Raw genomic sequence first — 23,756 nt, 5'->3', positions numbered from 1 at the left:
CGCCGTCGGACCTGGACCTGCTGGCCCATGTCCTGGAGCACCACCGCGTCACCACGCTGCACCTGACGGCCGGTCTCTTCGCCCAGGTCGTGGACCTCAAGACCGAAGCCCTCAAGGGCGTGCGGCAGATGCTCACGGGTGGTGACGTCGTCTCCGCGCCCCACGTGCGTCGCGTGGTGCAGCAGCTGGGCATCCCCGTCACGGCCTGCTACGGCCCGACGGAGACGACCCTCTTCGCGTCCACGCACCGGATGACGGATGCGGCCCAGGTGGGGACCACCATCCCCATTGGCCGGCCCATCTCGGACACGCAGCTCTATGTGCTGGATGCGCATGGACAGCCGGTTCCGTCGGGCATCCCGGGCGAGCTGTTCATCGGCGGTGATGGCCTCGCGCGCGGCTATCTGTCGCGTCCGGACCTGACGGCGGAGCGCTTCGTCCCGAATCCCTTCTCCGCCGTCGCGGGTGAACGCCTCTACCGCACGGGAGACCTCGCGCGTTGGAGGACGGACGGGGTGATGGAGTTCCTCGGCCGCGCGGACAACCAGGTCAAGGTGCGTGGCTATCGCATCGAGCTGGCCGAAGTGGAAGCCGCGCTGCGTGCCCATCCGGAAGTGCGCGAGGCCGTGGCAGTGGTGCGCGAGGACGTGCCCGGCGACAAGCGCCTCGTCGTCTACTTCGTCGCGAACCAGGACCTGGACCCGGCGGCGCTGCGCACGTTCCTGCTGGAGCGACTGCCGGAGTACATGCTGCCGTCGGCCTTCGTGCCCCTCGCGGCGCTGCCTTTGACGGCCAACGCGAAGGTGGACCGCAAGGCCCTGCCCGCGCCGGAGGGCCTGCGCGCCACGTCGAAGCGTGAGTTCGTCGCGCCCCGCACGGAGATGGAGCAGCGGCTGGCCGCGGTCTGGACCCAGGTGCTGCGCGTCGAGCGCGTGGGCGTGGACGACAACTTCTTCGAGCTGGGTGGTGACTCCATCATCAGCCTCCAGGTCGTCGCGCGTGCGCGCCAAGCCGGCGTACAGCTCGCCGTGCGCGACCTCTTCCAGCACCCGACCCTTGGCGCCCTGGCGTCCGTGGCCCGGGTCAGCGCGGGCAGCCTGGCCGAACAGGGCCCCGTGGTCGGAGAGGTGCCGCTCACGCCCATCCAGCTCCAACTGCTGGAGCGGGATCCGGAGCACGCCCACCACTCCAACCAGACGTTGATGCTGAAGGCGCGTCAGCCGCTGCGCGCGAACCACCTGGAGCAGGCGCTCCAGGCGGTCATCTCCCACCACGACGCCCTGCGCCTGCGCTACACCCGCGAGAACTCCTGGCGTCAGTACAACGCCGCTCCCGACGCCGCTCCCTTCCAGTTGCTCCAGGTGGACCTCTCCGAGCTTCCGGCGGAGGCCCGCGCGAGCGTCCTGGTGGAGCAGGCGAACCGCCTCCAGGCCAGCTTCGACCTGGCCCAGCCGCCCCTGGTCCGCGCCGCCCTCTTCCATTCCGGGCCGCAGGAGCCGCAGCGACTGCTGATCATCATCCACCACCTCGTGATGGATGCCGTCTCCTGGCGCGTGCTCGTCGAGGACCTCGAGTCCGCGTACCAGCAGGTGCTCGCGCTGCGTCCCCCCGTCCTCCCCGCGAAGACGACGTCCTTCCTCACCTGGGCGCGTCGGCTGGAGACCCACGCGCTGTCAGACGCGCTGCACGCGCAGACCTCGCTGTGGCTGGACGACGCGCGCAAGGACGTCGCCGCGCTGCCCGTTGATTCGGCGGGCCCCAACACCCGTGAGTCCCAGCGCGCGGTCGGCGTCTGGCTGGACGCGGACGAAACCCGGCTGCTCCTCCAGGAGACGCCCGCGGGCTGGCGCGCGCAGATCAACGACGTGCTGCTGACCGCGCTGGCGCTCGCGCTGCGGGATTGGACGGGCCAGTCGCGCCTGCTCGTCGACCTGGAAGGCCACGGCCGTGAGGAGCTGTTCGCGGACGCGGATGTGTCTCGCACGGTGGGCTGGTTCACCTCCGTGACGCCCGCGTTGATCCAGTTGCCTTCGAGCGGTTCCTACGGCGACAGCCTGCGCGCGGTGCGCGACTCGCTGAAGCAGTGGCCCGACCACGGCATCGGCTTCGGGCTGCTGCGCTTCATGGGACCGTCGGATGTCCGTCAGCGGCTCGCGGCCCTCCCCTCCGCGCAGGTGTCCTTCAACTACCTGGGCCAGTTGGATGGCTCGGCCGCCGCCAGCACCCTCTTCTCCCTGAGTGACGAGCCCGTGGGCGCGGCGGTGGCGCCCCAGGCGCTCCGGTCGCACCTGCTGGCCGTGGATGGCTCGGTGCGGGACGGCCGGCTGCGGATGGACTTCGGCTTCAGCCACCACCTGCACCACGCGGCCACCATCGAGGCGCTGGCGCAGCGCTTCCTCGCGGCCCTGCGCACGCTCATCGCGCAGCGGCACTCCGAGGACGCCCGCCGCAGGACGCCGGGCGACTTCCCCCTGGCGAAGATCTCCCAGCCCGCGCTCGACGCGCTGCTGGCGTCGCAGGGCCCGTCCGCGGAGGACGTGTACCCGCTGTCGCCCATGCAGCAGGGCATGCTCTTCCACGCGCTCTACGCGCCGGACTCGGTCTTCTATTTCGAGCAGCGCACCTGGTCGATCCACTCGAACATCGACATCGCCCTGTTCCAGAAGACGTGGCAGGCCGCGCTGGATCGCAACCCCGTCCTGCGCACGAGCTTCGTGTGGAAGGACCTCGACGCGCCCCTCCAGGTGGTGCACGCGAACGCGCCGCTGCCCTTCGAGCAGCACGACTGGCGCGACCTCTCCGCCGAGGAGAAGCAGACCCGCTTCGCGGAGCTGATCGACAAGGAACGCGCGCGCGGCTTCGACCTGTCGCGCGCTCCGCTGATGCGGCTGGCCGCGGTTCGGATCGCGGATGATCACTGGCGCATGGTGTGGAGCCACCACCACCTGCTCCTGGACGGCTGGAGCTCCGGCCTGTTCTTCCAGGAGGTCTTCGCGCTCTACGACGCCTTCCGGACGGGGACGAACCCACCTCCCTCCACGCGGCCCTCGTTCCGCGACTACATCGCGTGGTTGCAGCGGACGGACGCGGTCGCGGATGAGGCCTTCTGGCGCGGACAGCTCGCCGGCTTCACCGCCCCCACGCCCATGCCCGCCGAGCAGCCCGTGGCCGCGCGCACCACCGGCGAGCCGCCCTCCGCGGGCCTGACGCTGCCCCTGACCCCGGGTGTCGTCACCGCCCTCCAGTCCTTCGCGCGCCAGCACCAGTTGACGCTCAACACCCTCGCGCAGGCCGCGTGGGCCCTGGTGCTCGCCCGCTACAGCGCCACGCAGGACGTGCTCTTCGGCACCACCCTGGCGGGCCGTCCTCCAGAGCTTCCGGGCTCGGACGCGATGCTGGGCCTGCTCATCACCACCCTGCCCGTCCGCATCCAGTTGCCCCAGGAGACGGCGCCCGTGTTGCCGTGGCTCCAGGCGCTCCAGGTGCAGCAGCTGGGCATCCAGCAGCACCAGCACACGCCGCTCGTCACCGCGCAGGGCTGGAGTGACCTGCCGCGTGGCACGCCCCTGTTCAACTCGCTGCTCGTCTTCGAGAACTTCCCCGTCGATGCGTCGCTGATCAAGCGCTCCACCGCGCTCGACATCCGCGACCTCGAGTCCGGCGAGAGCAGCCACTACACGCTCACCGCTTCCGTCCTCCCGGGCGCCGGGCTCCGGTTGCACCTGGCCTACGATTCGAGCCGCTTCTCCACCGAGGGGATGCAGCGCGTGCTGGGGCACTGGGCCCAGGCCATGGAGTCGCTGACGCAGGCCGATGCCCGGCTGTCGGACATCTCGCTCCTCACCCAGGCCGAGCGTCAGCAGGTGCTGGTGGAGTGGAACGCCACCGCCGGTGCCTACCCGGACGTCTGCATCCAGGACCTGTTCGCGAAGCAGGCCGACCTGCGCCCCGACGCCATCGCGTTGGAGTTCGGGGACACGCGCCTGACGTACGCGCAGCTGGACACGCGGGCCAACCAGCTCGCGCACCTGCTGCGCCAGCATGGCGTGGGCCCCGACTCGCTCGTGGCGCTCTGTCTGGAGCGCTCCGTCGAACTCATCGTCTCGCTGCTGGCCATCCTCAAGGCCGGCGGTGCGTACGTGCCGCTCGATGCCTCGTACCCGGTGCAGCGCCTGACCGCGATGCTGGAGGACGCGCCGCCGCAGGTGCTCATCACCTCGCGCGCCCTGCGCTCCACCCTGCCCGTCTCGCCGGAGCTGCCCTGCCTGCTCGTGGAGGACGTGCGCCTGGACGAACAGCCGACGACCCGTCCTGTGCCCAGTACGCACCCGCGTCACCTGGCCTACGTGGACTTCACGTCGGGAAGCACCGGCCGTCCCAAGGGCGTTGCCGTGGAGCACCGGGGCGTGATGCGCCTGTTGCACAACGCGCCGTATGCGCACCTGGGTCCGGATGAGACGTTCCTCCTCATCGCGCCGATCTCCTTCGACGCGTCCACGCTGGAGGTCTGGGGTCCGCTGCTCTTCGGCGGTCGCCTCGTCGTCTTCCCGCCCAAGTCGCCGTCGGACCTGGACCTGCTGGCCCATGTCCTGGAGCACCACCGCGTCACCACGCTGCACCTCACGGCGGGCCTCTTCGCCCAGGTCGTGGACCTGAAGGCCGAAGCCCTCCGGAACGTGCGGCAGATGCTCACCGGTGGCGACGTCGTCTCCGCGCCCCACGTGCGTCGCGTCGTGCAGGAACTCGGCATCCCCGTCACGGCCTGCTACGGCCCGACGGAGACGACCCTCTTCGCGTCCACGCACCGGATGACGGATGCGGCCCAGGTGGGGATGACCATCCCCATCGGTCGGCCCATCGCGAACACGCAGCTCTACGTGCTGGACGGCAGCGGGCAGCCGGTGCCCGCGGGTGTCCCGGGCGAGCTGTTCATCGGCGGTGACGGTCTCGCGCGCGGCTACCTCTCGCGCCCGGACCTGACGGCGGAGCGCTTCGTCCCGAACCCGTTCTCCACCGTGGCGGGTGAACGCCTCTACCGCACGGGAGATCTGGCGCGTTGGAGGACGGACGGGGTGATGGAGTTCCTCGGCCGCGCGGACAACCAGGTCAAGGTGCGTGGCTACCGCATCGAGCTGGCGGAAGTGGAAGCCGCGCTGCGCGCCCACCCGAGCGTGCGTGAGGCCGTGGCCGTGGTGCGCGAGGATTCGCCCGGCGACAAGCGCCTCGTGGCGTACGTTGTCCTGCACCAGGACGTGAGTTCGGCCGTGCTGCGCGCGTTCCTGCTGGAGCGGCTGCCGGAGTACATGCTGCCGTCGGCCTTCGTGCCCCTCGCGGCGATGCCGCTGACGGCGAACGCGAAGGTGGACCGCAAGGCCCTGCCCGCGCCGGAAGGCCTGCGCGCCACGTCGAAGCGCGAGTACATCGCGCCTCGCACGGAGATGGAGCAGCGACTGGCGACGGTGCTGATCCAGATCCTGCGCGTCGAGCGCATCAGCCTGGATGACAACTTCTTCGACCTGGGCGGCGACTCCATCATCAGCCTCCAGGTCGTCGCGCGCGCGCGTCAGGCCGGAGTGCAGATCGCCGTGCGCGATCTCTTCCAGCACCCCACCCTGCGCGCCCTGGCGACCGTGGCCCGCGCGAGCACCGCCAGCACCGCGGAGCAGGGCCCCGTGGTGGGCGAAGCACCGCTCACGCCCATTCAGCTCGAACTGCTGGAGCGGGACCCGGAGCACGCCCATCACTTCAACCAGCCGCTGTTGCTGAAGGCACGTCAGCCCCTTCAGGCCGGTCACCTGGAACGGGCCCTGCGCCTGCTGCTCACCCACCACGACGCCCTGCGGCTGGGCTTCCTCCACGACGACAAGTGGGAGGGCGCCTGGTACCAGCGCAACGCCGCGCCGGACGCGGGCTCCTTCCAGCTCCTCCAGGTGGACCTCTCCCCGCTCGCGCCGAAGGCCCGGTTGGGCGCCATGGAGGAGCAGGCCGCCCGCCTCCAGGCCAGCTTCGACCTGGCCTCGCCGCCCCTGGTGCGCGCCGCCCTCTTCCACTTCGGCCCGCAGGAGCCCCAGCGCCTGCTGCTCGTCGTGCACCACCTGGTGGTCGACACCGTCTCGTGGCGCGTGCTCGTCGAGGACCTCGAGGCCGCGTACCAGCAGCTGCTCGCGGGCCGCACCCCCGCGCTGCCCGCGAAGACGACGTCGTTCCTCACCTGGGCGCGCCGGCTGGAGGCGTATGCCCTCTCCGCCCCGGTGAAGGAACAGGCCGCGCTCTGGCTGGACGAGGCGCGCAAGGACATCGCTCCGCTGCCCGTCGACGCGTCGGGCCCGAACACCTACGACTCGCAGCGCTCCGTGGCCGTCCGGTTGGATCCGGAGGAGACGCGGCTGCTGCTCCAGGAGACGCCCGCCGCCTGGCGCGTGCAGATCAACGACGTGCTGCTCACCGCGCTGGCGCTCGCGCTGCGCGAGTGGACCGGCCAGTCGAACCTGCTCGTCGACCTGGAAGGCCACGGCCGCGAGGAGCTGTTCGCGGACGCGGAGGTGTCTCGCACCGTGGGCTGGTTCACCTCCGTGACGCCCGCGCTGCTGCGGCTGCCCCCGGGCGGCACCTACGGCGACAGCCTGCGCGCGGTGCGCGATTCGCTGCGCAAGTGGCCGCACCACGGCGTCGGCTTCGGCCTGCTGCGCTTCATGGGACCACCGGAGGTCCGTGAGCGGATCGCGGCGCTCCCCCGGGCACAGGTGGCGTTCAACTACCTGGGCCAGCTCGACGGGTCGGCCGCCGCCAGCACCCTCTTCTCGCTGGGCGATGAGCCGGTGGGCAGCCCGGTGGTGGGACAGGCCTCGCGCCCGCACCTGCTGGTCATCAACAGCTCCGTGCTCAACAACCGGCTGCAGCTGGACTTCGGGTTCAGCCACCACCTGCACCACGCGGCCACCATCGAGGCGCTGGCCCGGCACTTCGTCACGGCGCTGCGCACGCTCATCGAGCAGCGCGACTCCGAGGACGCCCACCGGATGACGACGGGCGAGTTCCCGCTGGCCCGCCTGTCTCCGGCCTCGCTCGACGCGCTGCTGGCCTCGCAGGGCCCGTCCGTGGAGGACCTGTATCCGCTGTCGCCCATGCAGCAGGGCATGCTCTTCCACGCGCTCTACGAGCCGGACGCGGCCTTCTACTTCGAGCAGCGCTCCTGGTCGGTCCACTCGCACGTGGACATCGACCTGTTCCGCAAGACGTGGCAGGCGGCGGTGGACCGCAACCCCATCCTGCGCACGAGCTTCGTGTGGAAGGACCTGGAGGTCCCCCTCCAGGTGGTGCACGCGCACGCGGTGCTGCCCTTCGAGCAGCATGACTGGCGTCACCTGTCCGCCGAGGAGCAGCAGGCCCGGCTGGAGCAGGTGCTCGTGGAGGACCGTGCGCGCGGCTTCGACCTGGCGCGTGCGCCGCTGATGCGCCTGTCCGTCATGCGCACGTCCGACACGACGTGGCGCATGGTGTGGAGCCACCACCACCTGCTGATGGACGGCTGGAGCTCCGGCCTGTTCTTCCAGGAGGCCTTCGCGCTCTACGACGCCTTCCAGGCGGGCAAGACGCCGCCCCCGTCCACGCGGCCCCCGTTCCGCGACTACATCGCGTGGTTGCAGCAGACCGACGCGGCCGCGGACGAGGCCTTCTGGCGCGAGCACCTCGCCGGGCTGTCCACGCCCACCCCGCTGCCCGCGGCGCTCCCCACCGGGACCGACGGCGTGGGGACCGACGCTCCGCTCACGCAGGAAGTGCTGCTGTCGGAGGAGACCACCACGGCCCTCCAGGCCTTCGTGCGTCAGCACCAGTTGACGCTGAACACCCTGGTGCAGGCCGCGTGGGCGGTGGTGCTCGCGCACTACAGCGCCACGCAGGATGTCCTCTTCGGCACCACGCTGGCCGGCCGTCCTCCTGAGCTCCCGGGTTCGGACGCGATGCTGGGCCTGCTCATCACCACCCTGCCCGTCCGCATCCAGCTGCCGGCCGACGAGGCCGCGCCCCTGCTGCCCTGGCTCCAGGCGCTCCAGGTGCAGCAGCTGGGCATCCAGAAGCACCAGCAGACGCCGCTCGTCACGGTGCAGTCGTGGAGCGACATCCCCCGGGGCACGCAGCTCTTCAACACGCTGTTCGTCTTCGAGAACTTCCCCGTCGACGCAGCGCTGCTGAAGCGCTCCTCGGCGCTCGACCTGCGCGACCTTGTCACCGGCGAGAGCACGCACTACCCGCTGTCCGCCTCCGCCATCCCGGGCGCGCAGCTGAAGTTGAACCTCGCGTATGACGCGCGGCGCTTCGAGCCCGGCGCCATCCAGCGGGTGCTGAGCCACTGGCTCCGGACCGTGGAGGCGCTGGCCCGGCCCGACGCCCGGCTGGCCGACCTGTCCCAGGTCTCGCCCGAGGAGCACGCGCGGCTCGTGGGCGAGCTGTGCGGCACCGTCGCGGACTTCGACCGCGAGGCCACGCTGCACGGCCTCATCGAAGCGCAGGTGGCCCGCACGCCGGACGCGGACGCCGTGATGTACGAGGAGACGACGCTCTCCTTCCGTCAGCTCGACACGCGCGCGAACCAACTGGCCCGGCGCCTGCGCTCGCTGGGCGTGGGCCCCGACGCGACGGTGGGTCTGTGCCTGGAGCGGTCGGTCGAATCCATCGTGGCGCTGATCGCGGTGCTCAAGGCCGGTGGAGCGTTCGTGCCCATCGACCCGGCGGCCCCGGCCGCGCGCAAGTCGCTGCTCCTGAAGGACAGCGGCGCCTCCGTGCTGCTGACCTCGCGGGCCCAGGCCGACGCCTGGGAGCCCGAGGTCGCCCACGTCGTGCGGCTGGACGCGGATCGGGATTCGCTCGCGGCGCTCTCCGGGGAGGCCCTGCCTCCTTCGGCGGGTCCGCGGAACCTGGCCTATGTCCTCTACACGTCCGGCTCCACCGGTACGCCCAAGGGCGTGATGGTGCAGCACCGCTCCGTGCTCAACCTGCACCGCTCGCTGGCCCGGACCATCTACGCGGGCCTGCCGTCCGGGCAGCGCATCACCGTCAACTCGCCGCTGTACTTCGACGCGTCCATCGAGCAGGTCATCCAGCTCGTTGACGGCCACTGCCTGTGCATCGTCCCGGAGAACGTGCGCCTGGATCCGGAGCGGATGCTCCCGTGGCTGGAGCAGCGGCGCATCGATGCGCTGGACTGCACGCCCTCTCAGCTCAAGCTCCTGCTCGCCGCGGGCCTGCTGGAGCGCACGCACGTCCCGGCCCTGCTGTCGGTCGGCGGCGAAGCGCTGGATGCGGCGATGTGGCGCCAGCTCGTCGCGACGAAGCGCACGCGCGCCTTCAACGGCTACGGCCCCACCGAGTGCACCGTGGACGCCACGACGTGGGCGCTCCAGGGTGCCCCGCAGCCGGTCCCCGTCATCGGGCGGCCGGTGGACAACCTGCGCGCCTACGTGCTCGACGCGCGGCAGCGCCTGGTGCCCTTCGGCATGCCGGGCGAGCTGTGCTTCTCCGGTGAAGGCGTCGCGCGCGGCTACCTCGGCCGCCCGCACCTGACGGCGGAGCGCTTCGTTCCGGATCCGTTCAGCACGGAGCCGGGGACTCGCCTCTACCGCACGGGTGACAAGGCCCGCTGGCGCGAGGACGGCACGCTGGAGTTCATGGGCCGCCTGGACTTCCAGGTGAAGCTCCGTGGGCACCGCATCGAGCTGGGTGAGATCGAAGCCACGCTGCGCACGCACCCGGGCGTCCGGGACGCGGTGGCGCTGGTGCGCGAGGACGTCGCGGGCGATGCCCGGCTCGTGGCCTACGTCGTCACCGAAGGCGACACCGCACCGCTGCGTGAGCACCTGCGCCGGCACCTGCCGGAGTACATGGTGCCGGCCGCGTTCGTCGCCCTGCCCGTCCTGCCGCTGACGTCCAACGGCAAGCTGGACCGCAAGGCCCTGCCCGCGCCGGAGGCGTCGCTCCTCCCGTCGAGCACCTACGAAGCGCCCGTGACGCCCACCGAGGTGGCCCTGGCCTCGCTGTGGAGCCAGTTGCTGCACGTGCCCAACGTGGGCCGTCACGACAACTTCTTCGAGCTGGGTGGCCACTCGCTGCTGGCCACGCAGGTGGTGTCGCGCATCCGGTCCACGCTGGGCGTGGAGCTGCCGCTGGGCGACCTGTTCACCGCGCCCACGGTGGCGGCCCTGGCCGAGCGCCTGTCCCAGGCCGCGCGCGCCAAGACGCCTCCGCTCGTGCGTGCGGAGCGGACGACCGCGCCGCCGCTGTCGTTCGCGCAGCAGCGGTTGTGGTTCATCGATCAGCTGGAGCCGGGCAGCAGCCTCTACAACATGCCGCTGCCGCTGCGGCTGTCCGGAGCGCTGGACGAAGGCGCGCTGCGCGCGAGCTTGAATGCGCTGGTGGCCCGGCATGAATCCCTGCGGACCACGTTCCGCGTGGAAGCGGGCCAGCCCGTGCAGCACATCCACACTGAAGCCTCCGTGCCGTTCGAGTTCGTGGACCTGACGGGTCTGGACGAAGCCGAGCGCCAGTCCGAGGCCGTGCGACGCGGCATCGCCGAGTCCCGCCGTCCGTTCAACCTGGAGCAGGGGCCCGTCATCCGCGCCCTGCTGATGAAGCTGGAGGCGCAGGAGCACGTGCTGGTGCTGCACCTGCACCACATCGTGTCCGACGGCTGGTCCCTGGGCGTCCTCGTGCGCGAGATGACCGCGCTCTACGAGGCGTGCCGTCAGGGCCAGACCCCCACCCTGCCGGAGCTGCCGGTGCAGTACGCGGACTTCGCCGTCTGGCAGCGCGGCTGGCTCCAGGGTGATGTGCTCAAGGCGCAGCTGGACTGGTGGAAGCAGCAGCTCGCCGGCGCACCGCACGTGCTGGACATGCCCACGGACAAGCCGCGTCCGGCGGTCGCCACGCAGCGTGGCGCGTCGGTGCGCGTGCAGCTCCCGCAGGTCCTCGCGGAGAAGGTGGAGGCGCTGGCGCAGAAGGAAGGCGCCACGCCGTTCATGGTCCTGCTCGCGGCGTTCCAGACCGTGCTGCACCGGTACACCGGTCAGGACGACGTGCTCGTGGGTTCGCCCATCGCGAACCGTCGCCACGCGGAGACGGAGGGCCTGATCGGCTTCTTCGTCAACACGCTGGTGCTGCGTGGAAGCTTCGGCGGGCGTCCGTCGTTCCGGCAGCTCGTCACGCAGGTGCGCACCACGACGCTGGGCGCGTACGAGCACCAGGACATCCCGTTCGAGCGGCTGGTGGAGTCGCTGCAACAGACCCGCGACCTGTCCCGCACGCCGCTGTTCCAGGCGATGTTCGCGCTCCAGAACGCGCCCCTCCCGGAGCTGGTGCTGCCCGGCCTCTCCGTGAAGGGCGCCGACCTGGGCAGCCGTGGCACCGCCCAGTTCGAGCTGAGCCTGGACCTCAACCGCGAGGCGGACGGCTTCGTCGGGTTCATTGAATACGCGGCGGACCTCTTCGAGCGCTCCACCATCGAGCGCCTGATGGCGCACCTGCGCGTGCTGCTGGAGACGGTGCTGGAGCGGCCCGACGTGCCGCTGGCGGACCTGTCCTTCGTGTCGCCGGAAGAGCGTCAGCGCCTCCTGGTCGACCTGGCGGGCCACGTCGCGCCCTTCGACCGAGAGGCCACGCTGCACGGTCGCATCGAGCAGCAGGTGGCCCGCACGCCGGACGCGGACGCCGTGGTGTTCGAGGGGACGACGCTGTCGTTCCTCCAGCTCGACACGCGCGCCAACCTGCTTGCCCGGCACCTGCGTTCGTTGGGCGTGGGCCCGGAAGTCACCGTGGGCCTGTGCCTGGAGCGGTCGGTTGAATCCATCGTCGCGCTGCTAGCCGTGCTCAAGGCCGGCGGGGCGTTCGTCCCCATCGACCCGACGGCTCCCGTCGTGCGTCGGTCGTACATCCTGAAGGACAGCGGCGCGTCCGTGCTGCTGACCACGCAGACGCTGGCGGAGGCGTGGCGGCCCGAGGTGCGGAACCTCGTGCGGCTCGACACCGACGCGAAGCACTGGGCGGACCACTCGCCGGAGGCCCCGTCCTCCAGCGTGGGGCCGGACAACCTGGCCTACGTGCTCTACACGTCGGGCTCCACCGGCATGCCCAAGGGCGTGGCGGTGCAGCACCGCTCCGTGCTCAACCTGCACCACGCGATGGCACAGGACATCTACGTCCAGCCGCAGCGCGGACTGCGTGTCAGCGTGAACGCGCCGCTGTACTTCGACGCGTCCATGGAGCAGGTCATCCAGCTGCTCGACGGTCACTGCCTGTGCCTTGTCCCCGAGGACACGCGCAAGGATCCGGAGGCGATGCTCGCGTGGCTTGCGCAGCAGCGCATCGACTCGCTGGACTGCACGCCTTCGCAGCTCAAGCTCCTGCTGGACGCGGGCCTGCTGGAGCGCACGCACGTCCCGGCGCTGCTCATCGTCGGCGGTGAGGCGCTGGACATGGTGACGTGGCGGAAGCTCGCCGCGACGAAGCGCACGCGCGCCTTCAACGTGTACGGACCCACCGAGTGCACCGTCAACGCCACGGCGTGGACGGTCCAGGGTGCCACGCAGCCGCTGCCCGTCATCGGCCAGCCGCTGGACAACGTGCGCGCCTACGTCCTCGACGCGCGGCAGCGCTTGGTGCCCTTCGGCATGCCGGGCGAGCTGTGCCTCTCAGGTGAAGGCGTCGCGCGCGGCTACCTTGGCCGCCCGGACCTGACGGCGGAGCGATTCGTCCCGCACCCGTTCAGCCCGGAGCCCGGAGCCCGCCTGTACCGCACGGGTGACAAGGCCCGTTGGCGCGAGGACGGCACGTTGGAGTTCATGGGCCGCCTGGACTTCCAGGTGAAGCTGCGCGGCTACCGCATCGAGCTGGGCGAAATCGAAGCCACGCTGCGCACGGCTCCCGGCCTCAAGGACGCGGTGGCGCTGGTGCGCGAGGACGTGCCCGGTGACGCACGGCTGGTGGCCTACGTCGCGCCCGAAGTGGACACCGCCCCGCTGCGCGAGCACCTGCGCCGGCACCTGCCGGAGTACATGGTGCCGGCCGTCTTCATCGCCCTCCCTGCCCTGCCGCTGACGTCCAACGGCAAGGTGGACCGCAGGGCGCTGCCCGCGCCGGAGGCCTCGCAGCTCGCGTCGCGCGACTTCGAAGCCCCGGTCACGCCCACGGAGGTGGCCCTGGCCTCGCTGTGGAGCGAGCTGTTGCGCGTCTCCACCGTGGGACGCCGCGACAACTTCTTCGAGCTGGGCGGACACTCCCTGCTGGCCACGCAGCTCGTCGCCCGCGTGCGCACGAGCTTCGGCGTGGAGCTGCCGCTGCGCGCCTTCTTCGAAGGCCCCACCGTGGCGGCGCTGGCCACGCGCATCGAAGCGCTCCAGGGTGCGGGTGGCGCGTCGCAGGCCCTGCCCTCGCTGGTCCGCGCGGAACGCCCCGACGTCATCCCCCTGTCGTTCGCCCAGCAGCGGCTGTGGTTCATCGAGCAGCTCGGCACGGTGGGCACCGCCTACAGCCTGCCCAGCGTGTTGAAGCTCGAAGGCACCCTGGACACGATGGTGCTGCTGGAGGCCTTCGACGAGCTGGTGCGCCGCCACGAATCGCTGCGCACCACCTTCCGGACTCACAACGGCACGCCGTCGCAGGTCATCCATCCGCCCTTCCCGATGCCCCTGCGGTCCGAGGACCTCACGGGCCTCGCCACGCCGGAGGAGCGTCAGGCCGAGGCCATGCGGCTCGCCCTCGAGGAGGCCCACGCCCCGTTCGACCTGGAGCACGGCCCCCTGTTCCGCGGGCTCCTGGTGAAGCTCGCGCCCACGGAGCACGTGCTGGTGCTGAACACGCACCACATCGTCTCCGACGGCTGGTCCACGGGCGTCCTGGTGCGGGAGATGGGCGCGCTCTACGCCGCCTTCTCCGCGGGTCAGCCCTCGCCCCTGCCGGAGCTGTCGGTGCAGTACGCCGACCACTCGCTCTGGCAGCGCGGCTGGCTCCAGGGCGAGGTGCTGGAGGAGCAGGTGCGGTACTGGCGCGAGCAGCTCGCGGACGCCGCGCCCTTCCTGGATCTGCCCACGGACCACCCGCGTCCGGCCCAGCAGTCCTTCCAGGCCGCTGACGAGCCCGTGCGCCTGTCGCGCGAGCTGAGCGAGGCGCTGGAGACGCTGGCGAAGCAGGAGTCCGCCACGCCCTACATGCTGCTGCTGTCGGCCTTCTCGCTGCTACTGCACCGGTACTCGGGCCAGGACGACATCGTCATCGGCTCGCCCATCGCGGGTCGCCGCCACGCGGAGTCCGAGGCCCTCATCGGCTACTTCGCCAACACCGTCGTGCTGCGCACGCAGGTGCGGGACACGCTCACGTTCCGCGAGCTGCTCGCCCAGGTGCGCGCCAACACGCTGGGCGCGTACGAGCACCAGGACCTGCCCTTCGAGAAGCTGGTGGAGGTGCTGAAGCCCGAGCGCGACCTGAGCCGCACGCCCGTGTTCCAGGTGACGTTCACCCTCCAGAATGCGCCGCTGCCGGAGGTGTCCCTCCCGGAGCTGACGCTCCGGCCGATCCACGAGGACGCGAGCATCATCCTCTTCGATCAGCAGCTGCAGCTGACCCGCGGCCCCGACGGCTTCACGGGCGGGCTGCTCTACAACACGGCCCTGTTCTCGCAGCCCACGGCGGCCGGCATGGTCCACCGCCTGCGGGTGCTGCTGGAGGCCGCCGTCCGCGCGCCGGACACGCGGCTGTCCCAGCTCCCGTGGCTCACGCCCGAGGAGCGGCAGCGGCTGCTCGTCGTCTGGAACGACACGTCGCGCGACTACCCGCGTGACGCCTCCGTGCCCGCGCTGTTCTCCGAACAGGCCGCGCGCACGCCGGACGCCATCGCACTGAAGTCCGGCGCATCGCAGCTCACCTACGCGGCCCTGGAGAAGGCGTCGAACCAGCTGGCGCACCACCTGCGTCGCATGGGCGTGCGGCCCGGAGACCGCGTGGGCCTGTGCCTGGAGCGCTCGTTCGAGCTCGTCGTCGGCATGCTCGGCATCCTCAAGGCCGGCGCCGCCTACGTCCCCGTGGACGCGAAGTACCCCGCCGACCGCATCAGCTGGATCTTCCAGGAGGCGGGCGTCAGCGTGCTCGTCACCCAGGAGGCGCTGGCGGACGAACTGCCCGCGGTGGCGGACCTCCAGGTCAGCTTGGATTCGGACGCGGACGCGGCCCAGCTCGCGAAGCAGCCGGACACCCTGCCGGACGTGAAGGTGCCCGCGGAGGCCCTGGCCTACGTGATGTTCACGTCGGGAAGCACCGGGCGCCCCAAGGGCGTCAGCGTGCCCCAGCGCGGCATCGTGCGCCTGGTGCGCGGCAACGACTTCATCCACTTCGGTCCGGAGGAGGTGTTCCTCCAGTTCGCCCCGGTCGCGTTCGACGCGTCCACGTTGGAGGTCTGGGGTGCGCTGCTGAACGGCGCGAAGCTGGTGCTCGCTCCGCCCAGGGCGCTGACCTTCGCGGAGCTGGCCGGGTTGCTCACCACCGAGGGCATCACCACGCTGTGGCTCACCGCCGCGCTCTTCGAGCAGATGGTGCTCGAGCAGGGCGAGGCGCTGGCCCGCGTGCGGCAGGTGCTGGCGGGCGGCGACGTGCTGCCCGTCGAGCGCGTGCGCGACCACCTGGCGCGGCTGCCCTCGGGCGCCGTGCTGGTCAACGGCTACGGCCCCACGGAGAACACGACGTTCTCCGCCACGCTGGCCCTGCGTGCCGGTGATCGCGTGGGCCGGTCGGTGCCCATCGGGCGGCCGCTGGCGCAGTCCACCGCGTGGGTGCTGGATGCGTCGCTCCAGCCCGTGCCGGTGGGCGTGCCGGGCGCGCTCTACGTTGGAGGCGACGGCCTCGCCTGGGGCTACCTCCAGCGGCCCGACCTCACCGCCGAACGCTTCATCCCCCACCCCTTCGCCACCGAGCCCGGAGCGCGCCTCTACAGCACCGGTGACAAGGTGCGCTGGCAGGCGGACGGGACGTTGGAGTTCCTGGGCCGCACCGACTTCCAGGTGAAGATCCGCGGCTTCCGCATCGAGCCGGGCGAAGTCGAGGCCGTGCTGCGCCAGTCGCCCCAGGTGCGGGAGGCCGTGGTGCTGGCGCGCGAGGACGGGCCCGGAGAGAAGCGGCTCATCGCCTACGTCGTGACCACCGGGGACAGGCTCGAGGTCGGCGCCCTGAAGGCGTTCGTCCAGAAGCAGCTCCCCGAGTACATGGTGCCCGCCGCATGGGTGGAGCTGCCGACCCTGCCGCTGTCGTCCAACGGCAAGGTGGACCGCAAGGCCCTGCCCACGCCGGAGGCGCCTCGCGGCTCCGAAGCGAAGGGGGCCACGCCTCGCGACACGCTGGAGACCGCGCTCGCGGCCATCTGGGCGGAGGTGCTGCACCTGGAGCACGTGGGCATCCACGACGACTTCTTCGAGCTGGGTGGCCACTCGCTGCTGGCCACGCAGGTCGTGTCGCGCATCCGCTCCACGTTGGGCGTGGAGCTGCCGCTGGGCGAGCTGTTCGGCGCGCCCACGGTGGCGGCCCTCGCAGAGCGGCTGGTCAACGCGAAGCGCACCCAGGCGCCCCCGCTGGTGCGTGCCGGGAGGACGTCCGCGCCGCCGCTGTCGTTCGCGCAGCAGCGCCTGTGGTTTATCGATCAGCTGGAGCCGGGCAACAGCCTCTACAACATGCCGCTGCCGCTGCGGCTGATTGGCGCGCTGGATGTGGACGCGCTGCACGCGAGCCTGGATGCGCTGATGGCGCGGCATGAATCCCTGCGGACCACGTTCCGCATGGAGGGCGGCCAGCCCGTGCAGCACATCCACGCCGAGGCCACCGTGCCCTTCGAGTTCGTGGACCTCACGGACCTCACCGATGCGGGCGACCGTCAGGCCGAGATGATGCAGCGGGGCTTCGCGGAGTCCCGCCGCCCGTTCGACCTGGCGCGGGGCCCCGTCATCCGCGCCCTGCTGATGAAGCTGGAGGCGCAGGAGCACGTGCTGGTGCTGCACCTGCACCACATCGTCTCCGACGGCTGGTCGTTGGGGGTGCTCGTGCGCGAGATGACCGCGCTCTACGAGGCCTTCAGCCACGGCCGCGCCCCCACCCTGCCGGAGCTGCCGGTGCAGTACGCGGACTTCGCCGTCTGGCAGCGCGGCTGGCTCCAGGGCGGCGTGTTGGAAGCGCAGCTGGGCTGGTGGAAGAAGCAACTCGCCGGTGCGCCGCAGGCGTTGGACATGCCCACCGACAAGCCGCGTCCGGCGGTCGCCACGCAGCGTGGCGCGTCGGTGCACGTGCACCTGCCGCGCGTCCTCGCGGAGCAGGTGGAGGCGCTGGCGCAGAAGGAAGGCGCCACGTCCTTCATGGTCCTGCTCGCGGCGTTCCAGACCGTGCTGCACCGGTACACGGGCCAGGACGACGTGCTCGTGGGTTCGCCCATCGCGAACCGCCGTCACGCGGAGACGGAGGGCCTGATCGGCTTCTTCGTCAACACGCTGGTGCTGCGCGGAAGCTTCGGCCCCCGGACGACGTTCCGGGAGCTGGTGGCCCAGGTGCGCACCACCACGCTGGGCGCGTACGAGCACCAGGACATCCCGTTCGAGCGACTGGTGGAGGCGATGCAGCCCGAGCGTGACCTGGGCCGCACGCCGCTGTTCCAGGCGATGTTCGCGCTCCAGAACGCGCCCGTGCCGGAGCTGGCGCTGCCCGAACTGGCCGTGAAGCCGGCCCACTTCGGCGAGCGCACCACGTCGCTCCACGAGCTGGGCCTGGACCTGAGCCGGGGGGAAGACGGCTTCATCGGCATGCTCGACTACGCGACGGACCTGTTCGAGCCCGCCACGATGGAGCGGTTCATCGTCCACCTGCGCATGCTGCTGGAGGCCGTGGTCGCGCAGCCGGATGCACCGCTGGCGGACCTGGCCCTCATCTCGGCCGAAGAGCAGGCGCGGCTCCTGGGCACCGGGCGCGGCGACGTCGCGGACTTCGAGCGCGACGCCACGCTGCACGGCCTCATCGAAGCGCAGGTGGCGCGGACTCCGGATGCACCCGCCGTGGTGTACGAGGAGACGACGCTCTCCTTCCAACAGCTCGACACGCGCGCCAATCAGTTGGCGCGGCACCTGCGCTCGCTGGGGGTGGGCCCGGAGGTCACGGTGGGCCTGTGCCTGGAGCGCTCGGTGGACGCCATCGTGGCGCTGCTCGCGGTGCTCAAGGCGGGCGGTGCGTTCGTGCCGCTCGACCCGGCGGCCCCCGCCGCGCGCAAGTCGTTCCTGCTCAAGGACAGCCGCGCGTCCGTGCTGCTGACCACGGAGGCGCTGACCGACGAGTGGCGGCCCGACGTGGACGAGGTGGTGCTGCTGGACGTCGAAGCGGCGCCGCTCTCCGCCCTCTCCGGGGACACCCTGCCCCCGCTGGCGGGCCCGCAGAACCTGGCCTACGTGCTCTACACGTCCGGCTCCACGGGCACGCCCAAGGGCGTGATGGCGCAGCACCGCTCCGTGCTCAACCTGCACCGCGCGATGGGCCAGGCCCTCTACGCGGGACAGCCCAAGGGGCAGCGCATCACCGTCACCGCGCCGCTGTACTTCGACGCCGTGATGGAGCGAGTCATCCAGCTCATCGACGGCCACTGCCTGTGCCTCGTCCCCGACGACCTGCGAAGGGATCCGCAGGCGATGCTCCCGTGGCTGGAGCGTCAGCGCATCGACTCGCTGGACTGCACGCCCGCGCAGCTCAAGCTCCTGCTGGACGCGGGGATGCTGGAGCGTGCCTGGGTGCCGCCGCTGCTCGTGGTGGGCGGTGACGCGCTGGACGCGACGACGTGGCAGCGGCTGGCCACGACGAAGCGCACGCGCGCCTTCAACGCCTACGGCCCCACCGAGTGCACCGTCGGCACCACGACGTGGCCCATCCAGGGCACCGGCACGGCGGTCCCCGTCATCGGCAGGCCGCTGGACAACCTGCGCGCCTACGTGCTCGACGAGCACCAGCGACTGGTGCCCTTCGGCATGCCGGGCGAGCTGTGCTTCTCCGGCGAGGGCGTCACGCGCGGCTACCTGGGCCGGCCGGACCTGACGGCGGAGCGCTTCGTTCCGGATCCGTTCAGCCCGGAGCCCGGCGCCCGCCTCTACCGCACGGGTGACAAGGCCCGCTGGCGCGGAGACGGCACGTTGGAGTTCATGGGCCGCCTGGACTTCCAGGTGAAGCTGCGCGGCTACCGCATCGAGCTGGGAGAGATCGAAGCCGCCCTGCGCACGGCCCCGGGCATCCGGGACGCTGTCGCGCTGGTGCGTCTGGACGTCCCCGGCGATGCGCGGCTGGTGGCCTACGTCGTCACCGACGGGGACACCGCGCCGCTGCGCGAGCACCTGCGCCGGCACCTGCCGGAGTACATGGTGCCGGCCGCCATCGTCGCCCTGCCCCTCCTGCCGCTGACGCCCAACGGCAAGGTGGACCGCAAGGCCCTGCCCACGCCGGAGGCCTCGCATCGCGCGGCGCACACCTACGAAGCGCCCGCGACGCCGTCCGAGGTGGCCCTGGCCTCGCTGTGGGAGGAGCTGTTGAACGTCCCCGCCGTGGGCCGTCACGACAACTTCTTCGAGCTGGGTGGACACTCCCTGCTGGCCACGCAGCTCGTGTCCCGCATGCGGGCCCGCTTCGGCGTGGACGTGGGTGTCCGCGCGCTGTTCGAGTCGCCCACCGTGATGACCCTGGCGCAGCGCCTGCCGGATGCACCGGCCGCCAACGCGCTGCCGCCGCTGCTGCCCGCGACGGGGCCGGGACCGCATCCGCTGTCGTTCGCCCAGCAGCGACTGTGGTTCATCGACCAGCTCGATCCGGGCAGCCCGCTCTACAACATGCCCACCGCGCTGCGCCTGTCGGGCACGGTGGACGTGCCGCAGCTCCAGCGGGCCTTCGACGCCCTGGTCCAGCGCCACGAATCGCTGCGCACCACGTTCGATGCCCGCGACGGCGAGCCCCGTCAGCACATCCACCCCGCCCCGGCCCAGGCCCTGAAGGTGGTGGACCTGAGCGCGCTCCCCGACGACGCACGTGAGGCGGAGGTCTTCCGGCTCGCGAGCGAGGACGCCCTGCGTCCCTTCGACCTGGCCGTGGGTCCGCTGGCGCGGCTCACGCTCCTGAAGCTCGGCGCGAACGAGCACGTGCTGCTCATGTGCCTGCACCACAGCATCGGCGACGGGTGGTCCATCGGCGTGCTGGTGCGCGAGGTGGTGGCCCTCTACGAGGCCTTCCGCCAGGGACAGCCCTCGCCGCTGCCCCCGCTGCCGGTGCAGTACGCGGACTTCGCCGTCTGGCAGCGCACCTGGCTCCAGGGTGACGTGCTCGACGCGCAGCTGGGCTGGTGGAAGCAGCAGCTCACCGGCGCGCCGCAAGCGCTGGCGCTGCCCACCGACAAGCCGCGTCCTCCGCAGCGCTCGGCCGCCGGCGCCACGATCCCCGTGCGCCTGCCCCCGGCCCTGAGCGACGCGGTGGAGGCGCTGGCGCAGCAGGAAGGCGCCACGCCGTTCATGGTGCTGCTGGCGGCCTTCCAGACCCTGCTGCACCGGTCCTCCGGGCAGGAGGACCTGCTGGTGGGCACGTCCATCGCGGGCCGTCGTCACGCGGAGACGGAGGGCCTCATTGGCTTCTTCGTCAACACGCTGGTGCTGCGCGCCCGCTTCGACGCGCGGCCCTCGTTCCGCCAGCTCCTCGCGCAGGTGCGCGCCTCCACGCTGGGCGCGTACGAGCACCAGGACATCCCGTTCGAGAAGCTCGTTGAAGCCGTGCAGCCCACGCGCGACCTGTCGCGCACGCCGCTCATCCAGGCCCTCTTCGTGCTCCAGAACACGCCGGACACGGAGGTGCGCCTGCCGGAGCTGACGCTGCGCCCGGTGGACGTGGAGCTGACCACGACGAAGTTCGACCTGGACCTGAGCCTGGGCCGCACGCCGTCCGGCTTCGAGGGCGCCCTCTCCTACAGCACGGACCTCTTCGAGGCCGCCACGGCCCGTCGCCTCACGGAGCACCTGGTCCAACTGCTGGAGGGCGCCGTCGCCACCCCGGACGCGCCCGTGGAGACCCTGCCCCTGCTGACGGCGGATGAGCGTCAGTGGGTGCTGGAGGAGTGGAGCGGCGAGACGGGCGACTTCCCGAGCGAACTGCCCTTCCACACGCGCTTCGAGCAGCAGGTGACCCGCACGCCCAAGGCCCCCGCGGTGGTGATGGGCGACACGACGGTGTCCTTCCACCAGCTCAACGTGCGCGCCAACCAGCTCGCCCACTACCTGCGCACGCTGGGAGTGGGGCCCGAGGTGCCGGTGGCGTTCTGCATGGAGCGCTCGCCGGAGGCCATCGTCGCGCTGCTGGGCATCCTCAAGGCGGGCGGCGCGTACGTGCCGCTCGACCCGGCGGCCCCCGCCACGCGCAAGGCCTTCATCCTGGAGAACAGCGGAGCCCCCGTGCTCCTCACGACCCAGGCCCTGGCGGAGACGTGGCAGCCGACGGTGCGCCATGTGGTGCGGCTGGACGCCGAGGCGCGGCGCATCGAAGCGCTGTCGCCGGGCAACCCGCGCACGGACGTGCGGCCGGAGCACCTGGCCTACGTCATCTACACGTCCGGCTCCACGGGCACGCCCAAGGGCGTGATGGTGCAGCACCGCTCCGTGATGCACCTGCACAAGGCCATGAACGACGCCGTCTACCCGCAGGCGCCGCAGGGCATGCGGGTGAGCCTCAACGCGCCCTTCTACTTCGACGCGTCCGTGACCCAGCTCCTCCTGCTGCTGGACGGACACAGCCTGTGCCTCGTCCCGGAGGCCGTGCGTCAGGATCCGGAGGCGATGCTCGCGTGGCTGGAGCACCACCGCATCGACGCGCTGGACGGCACGCCTTCGCAGCTCAAGCTCCTGCTTGACGCGGGGATGCTGGAGCGCGCCCATGTGCCGGGGATCCTCTTCATCGGCGGTGAGGCGATGGATGAGGTCACCTGGCGCACCCTCGCGGGGACGACGCGCACCCGCGCCTTCAACGGCTACGGCCCCACCGAGGGCACGGTGGCCGCCACCACGTGGTGCATCCAGGGCGCGCCGCAGCAGCTGCCCGTCATCGGGCGGCCGCTCCTCAACGTGAGCACGTTCGTCCTCGACGGGAACCTGAACCCCGTGTCCGTGGGCGTTCCGGGTGAGCTGTTCATCGCGGGCGAAGGCATCGCGCGCGGCTACCGCGGGCGCGCGGACCTCACCGCGGAGCGCTTCGTCCCCCACCCGTTCAGCACCGAGCCCGGCGCGCGGCTGTACCGCACCGGCGACCGGGCCCGCTGGCGGCAGGACGGCACGCTCGACTTCATGGGGCGCGTGGACTTCCAGGTGAAGCTGCGCGGCTACCGCATCGAGCTGGGCGAAATCGAAGTCGCGCTGCGTGCGCACCCGGGCATCCGGGACGCCGTGGCCCTGGTGCGCGAGGACGTCCCTGGCATCCAGCGCCTCGTGGCCTACGTGGCCCCCGACGTGGACACCGCTCCGCTTCGCGGCCACCTCCAGCGCTCGCTGCCTGAGTACATGGTGCCCGCGGCCTATGTCGCCCTGCCCGCCCTTCCGCTGACGCCCAACGGGAAGGTGGACCGCGCGGCCCTGCCGGTGCCGGTGGACAGCGGCGCACGGGCCGAGGCCCGCGTGGGACCGCGCGACGCGAACGAGGCACGGCTCGCGCCGCTCTGGGCCCAGGCCCTGGGTGTCGCGGCCGTGGACGTGCGCACCAGCTTCTTCGAGCTGGGCGGCCACTCGCTCCTCGCGGTGCGCCTGCTCGCGGCGGTGAACCGCGAGACAGGCCGCAGGTTTCCGCTGTCGGCCCTCTTCCAGGCCCCCAGCGTGGAGCGGTTCGCGCAGCTCATGAACGAAGCGGAGGGCGCGAGGCCCTTCACGCCGCTGGTGCCCTTCGGCGCGCAGGGCACGGGCAAGGCCCCGCCGTTCTTCTGCGTCCACCCGGTGGGCGGCAACGTGCTCGCCTACGCGGAGCTGGCGCGGCGGCTGGGCCCGGATCAGCCCTTCTACGGCCTCCAGGCCCGCGGCCTGGATGGCGCGAGCGAACCCCTGGGAACCGTGGAGGAGATGGCCGCCACCTACGTGCAGGCGCTGCGCACGGTCCAACCCGCCGGGCCCTACCACCTGGGCGGCTGGTCCCTGGGCGGCGTCATCGCCTACGAGATGGCGCACCAGCTCCGCGCGGCGGGTGAGGAGGTGGCGCTGCTCGCGCTCATCGACTCGTACGTCCCGGAGACCGTCGCGGACTCCGAGCCGAAGCTGGATCGCACCCTGGCGGTGGGCCTGTTCGCGCAGGACCTGATGGGCGTGTCCCTGGCGGACCTGTCCCTGGAAACGGCGGAGCTCGCGACGCTGGAGCCCGAAGTGGCCCTCGCCCGGGTGCTGGAGTCCGCCGCCCACGCCGGGGCCCTGCCGCCCGGTGTGGACAGCGCGAACCCGGCCGCCCTCTTCCGCGTCTTCGAGGCCAACCTCGAAGCGGCCCGCCGCTACCACCCGCCCGCGATGAAGCAGCGCGTGCTGCGAGTCCAGGCGGAGGAGCTCGCGGACACCGGCCCGGGCGACGGCGGCTGGTCCGCGCTCGTCGGCCAGCATTTGGAGTCGCACCGCCTGCCGGGCAGCCACTACACGCTGCTGCGCGAGCCCGTCGTGCAGGCCGTGGCCGACCTGCTGACGAAGGCCTTCCGCGGCCCGCGCGAGGACTGA

1 protein-coding gene (running past one end of the window) is annotated in these 23,756 nt (G+C 71.6%); it reads left to right on the top strand.

The features are described 5' to 3' along the window. Positions 1 to 23,756, top strand: the 3' portion of a protein-coding gene (locus tag D7V97_RS03300; protein WP_120609117.1) for a non-ribosomal peptide synthase/polyketide synthase. Its footprint begins 21,124 nt before the window's first position; 23,756 of the gene's 44,880 nt are visible here — the last part of the coding sequence; its start codon lies beyond the left edge, outside the window; it ends in the stop codon at positions 23,754 to 23,756.

The organism is Corallococcus sp. CA053C, from assembly GCF_003611675.1.
Lineage (GTDB): Bacteria > Myxococcota > Myxococcia > Myxococcales > Myxococcaceae > Corallococcus.
Note: the sequence above shows the minus strand (reverse complement) of the source record. Positions and strands in the feature narration are given on the sequence as shown.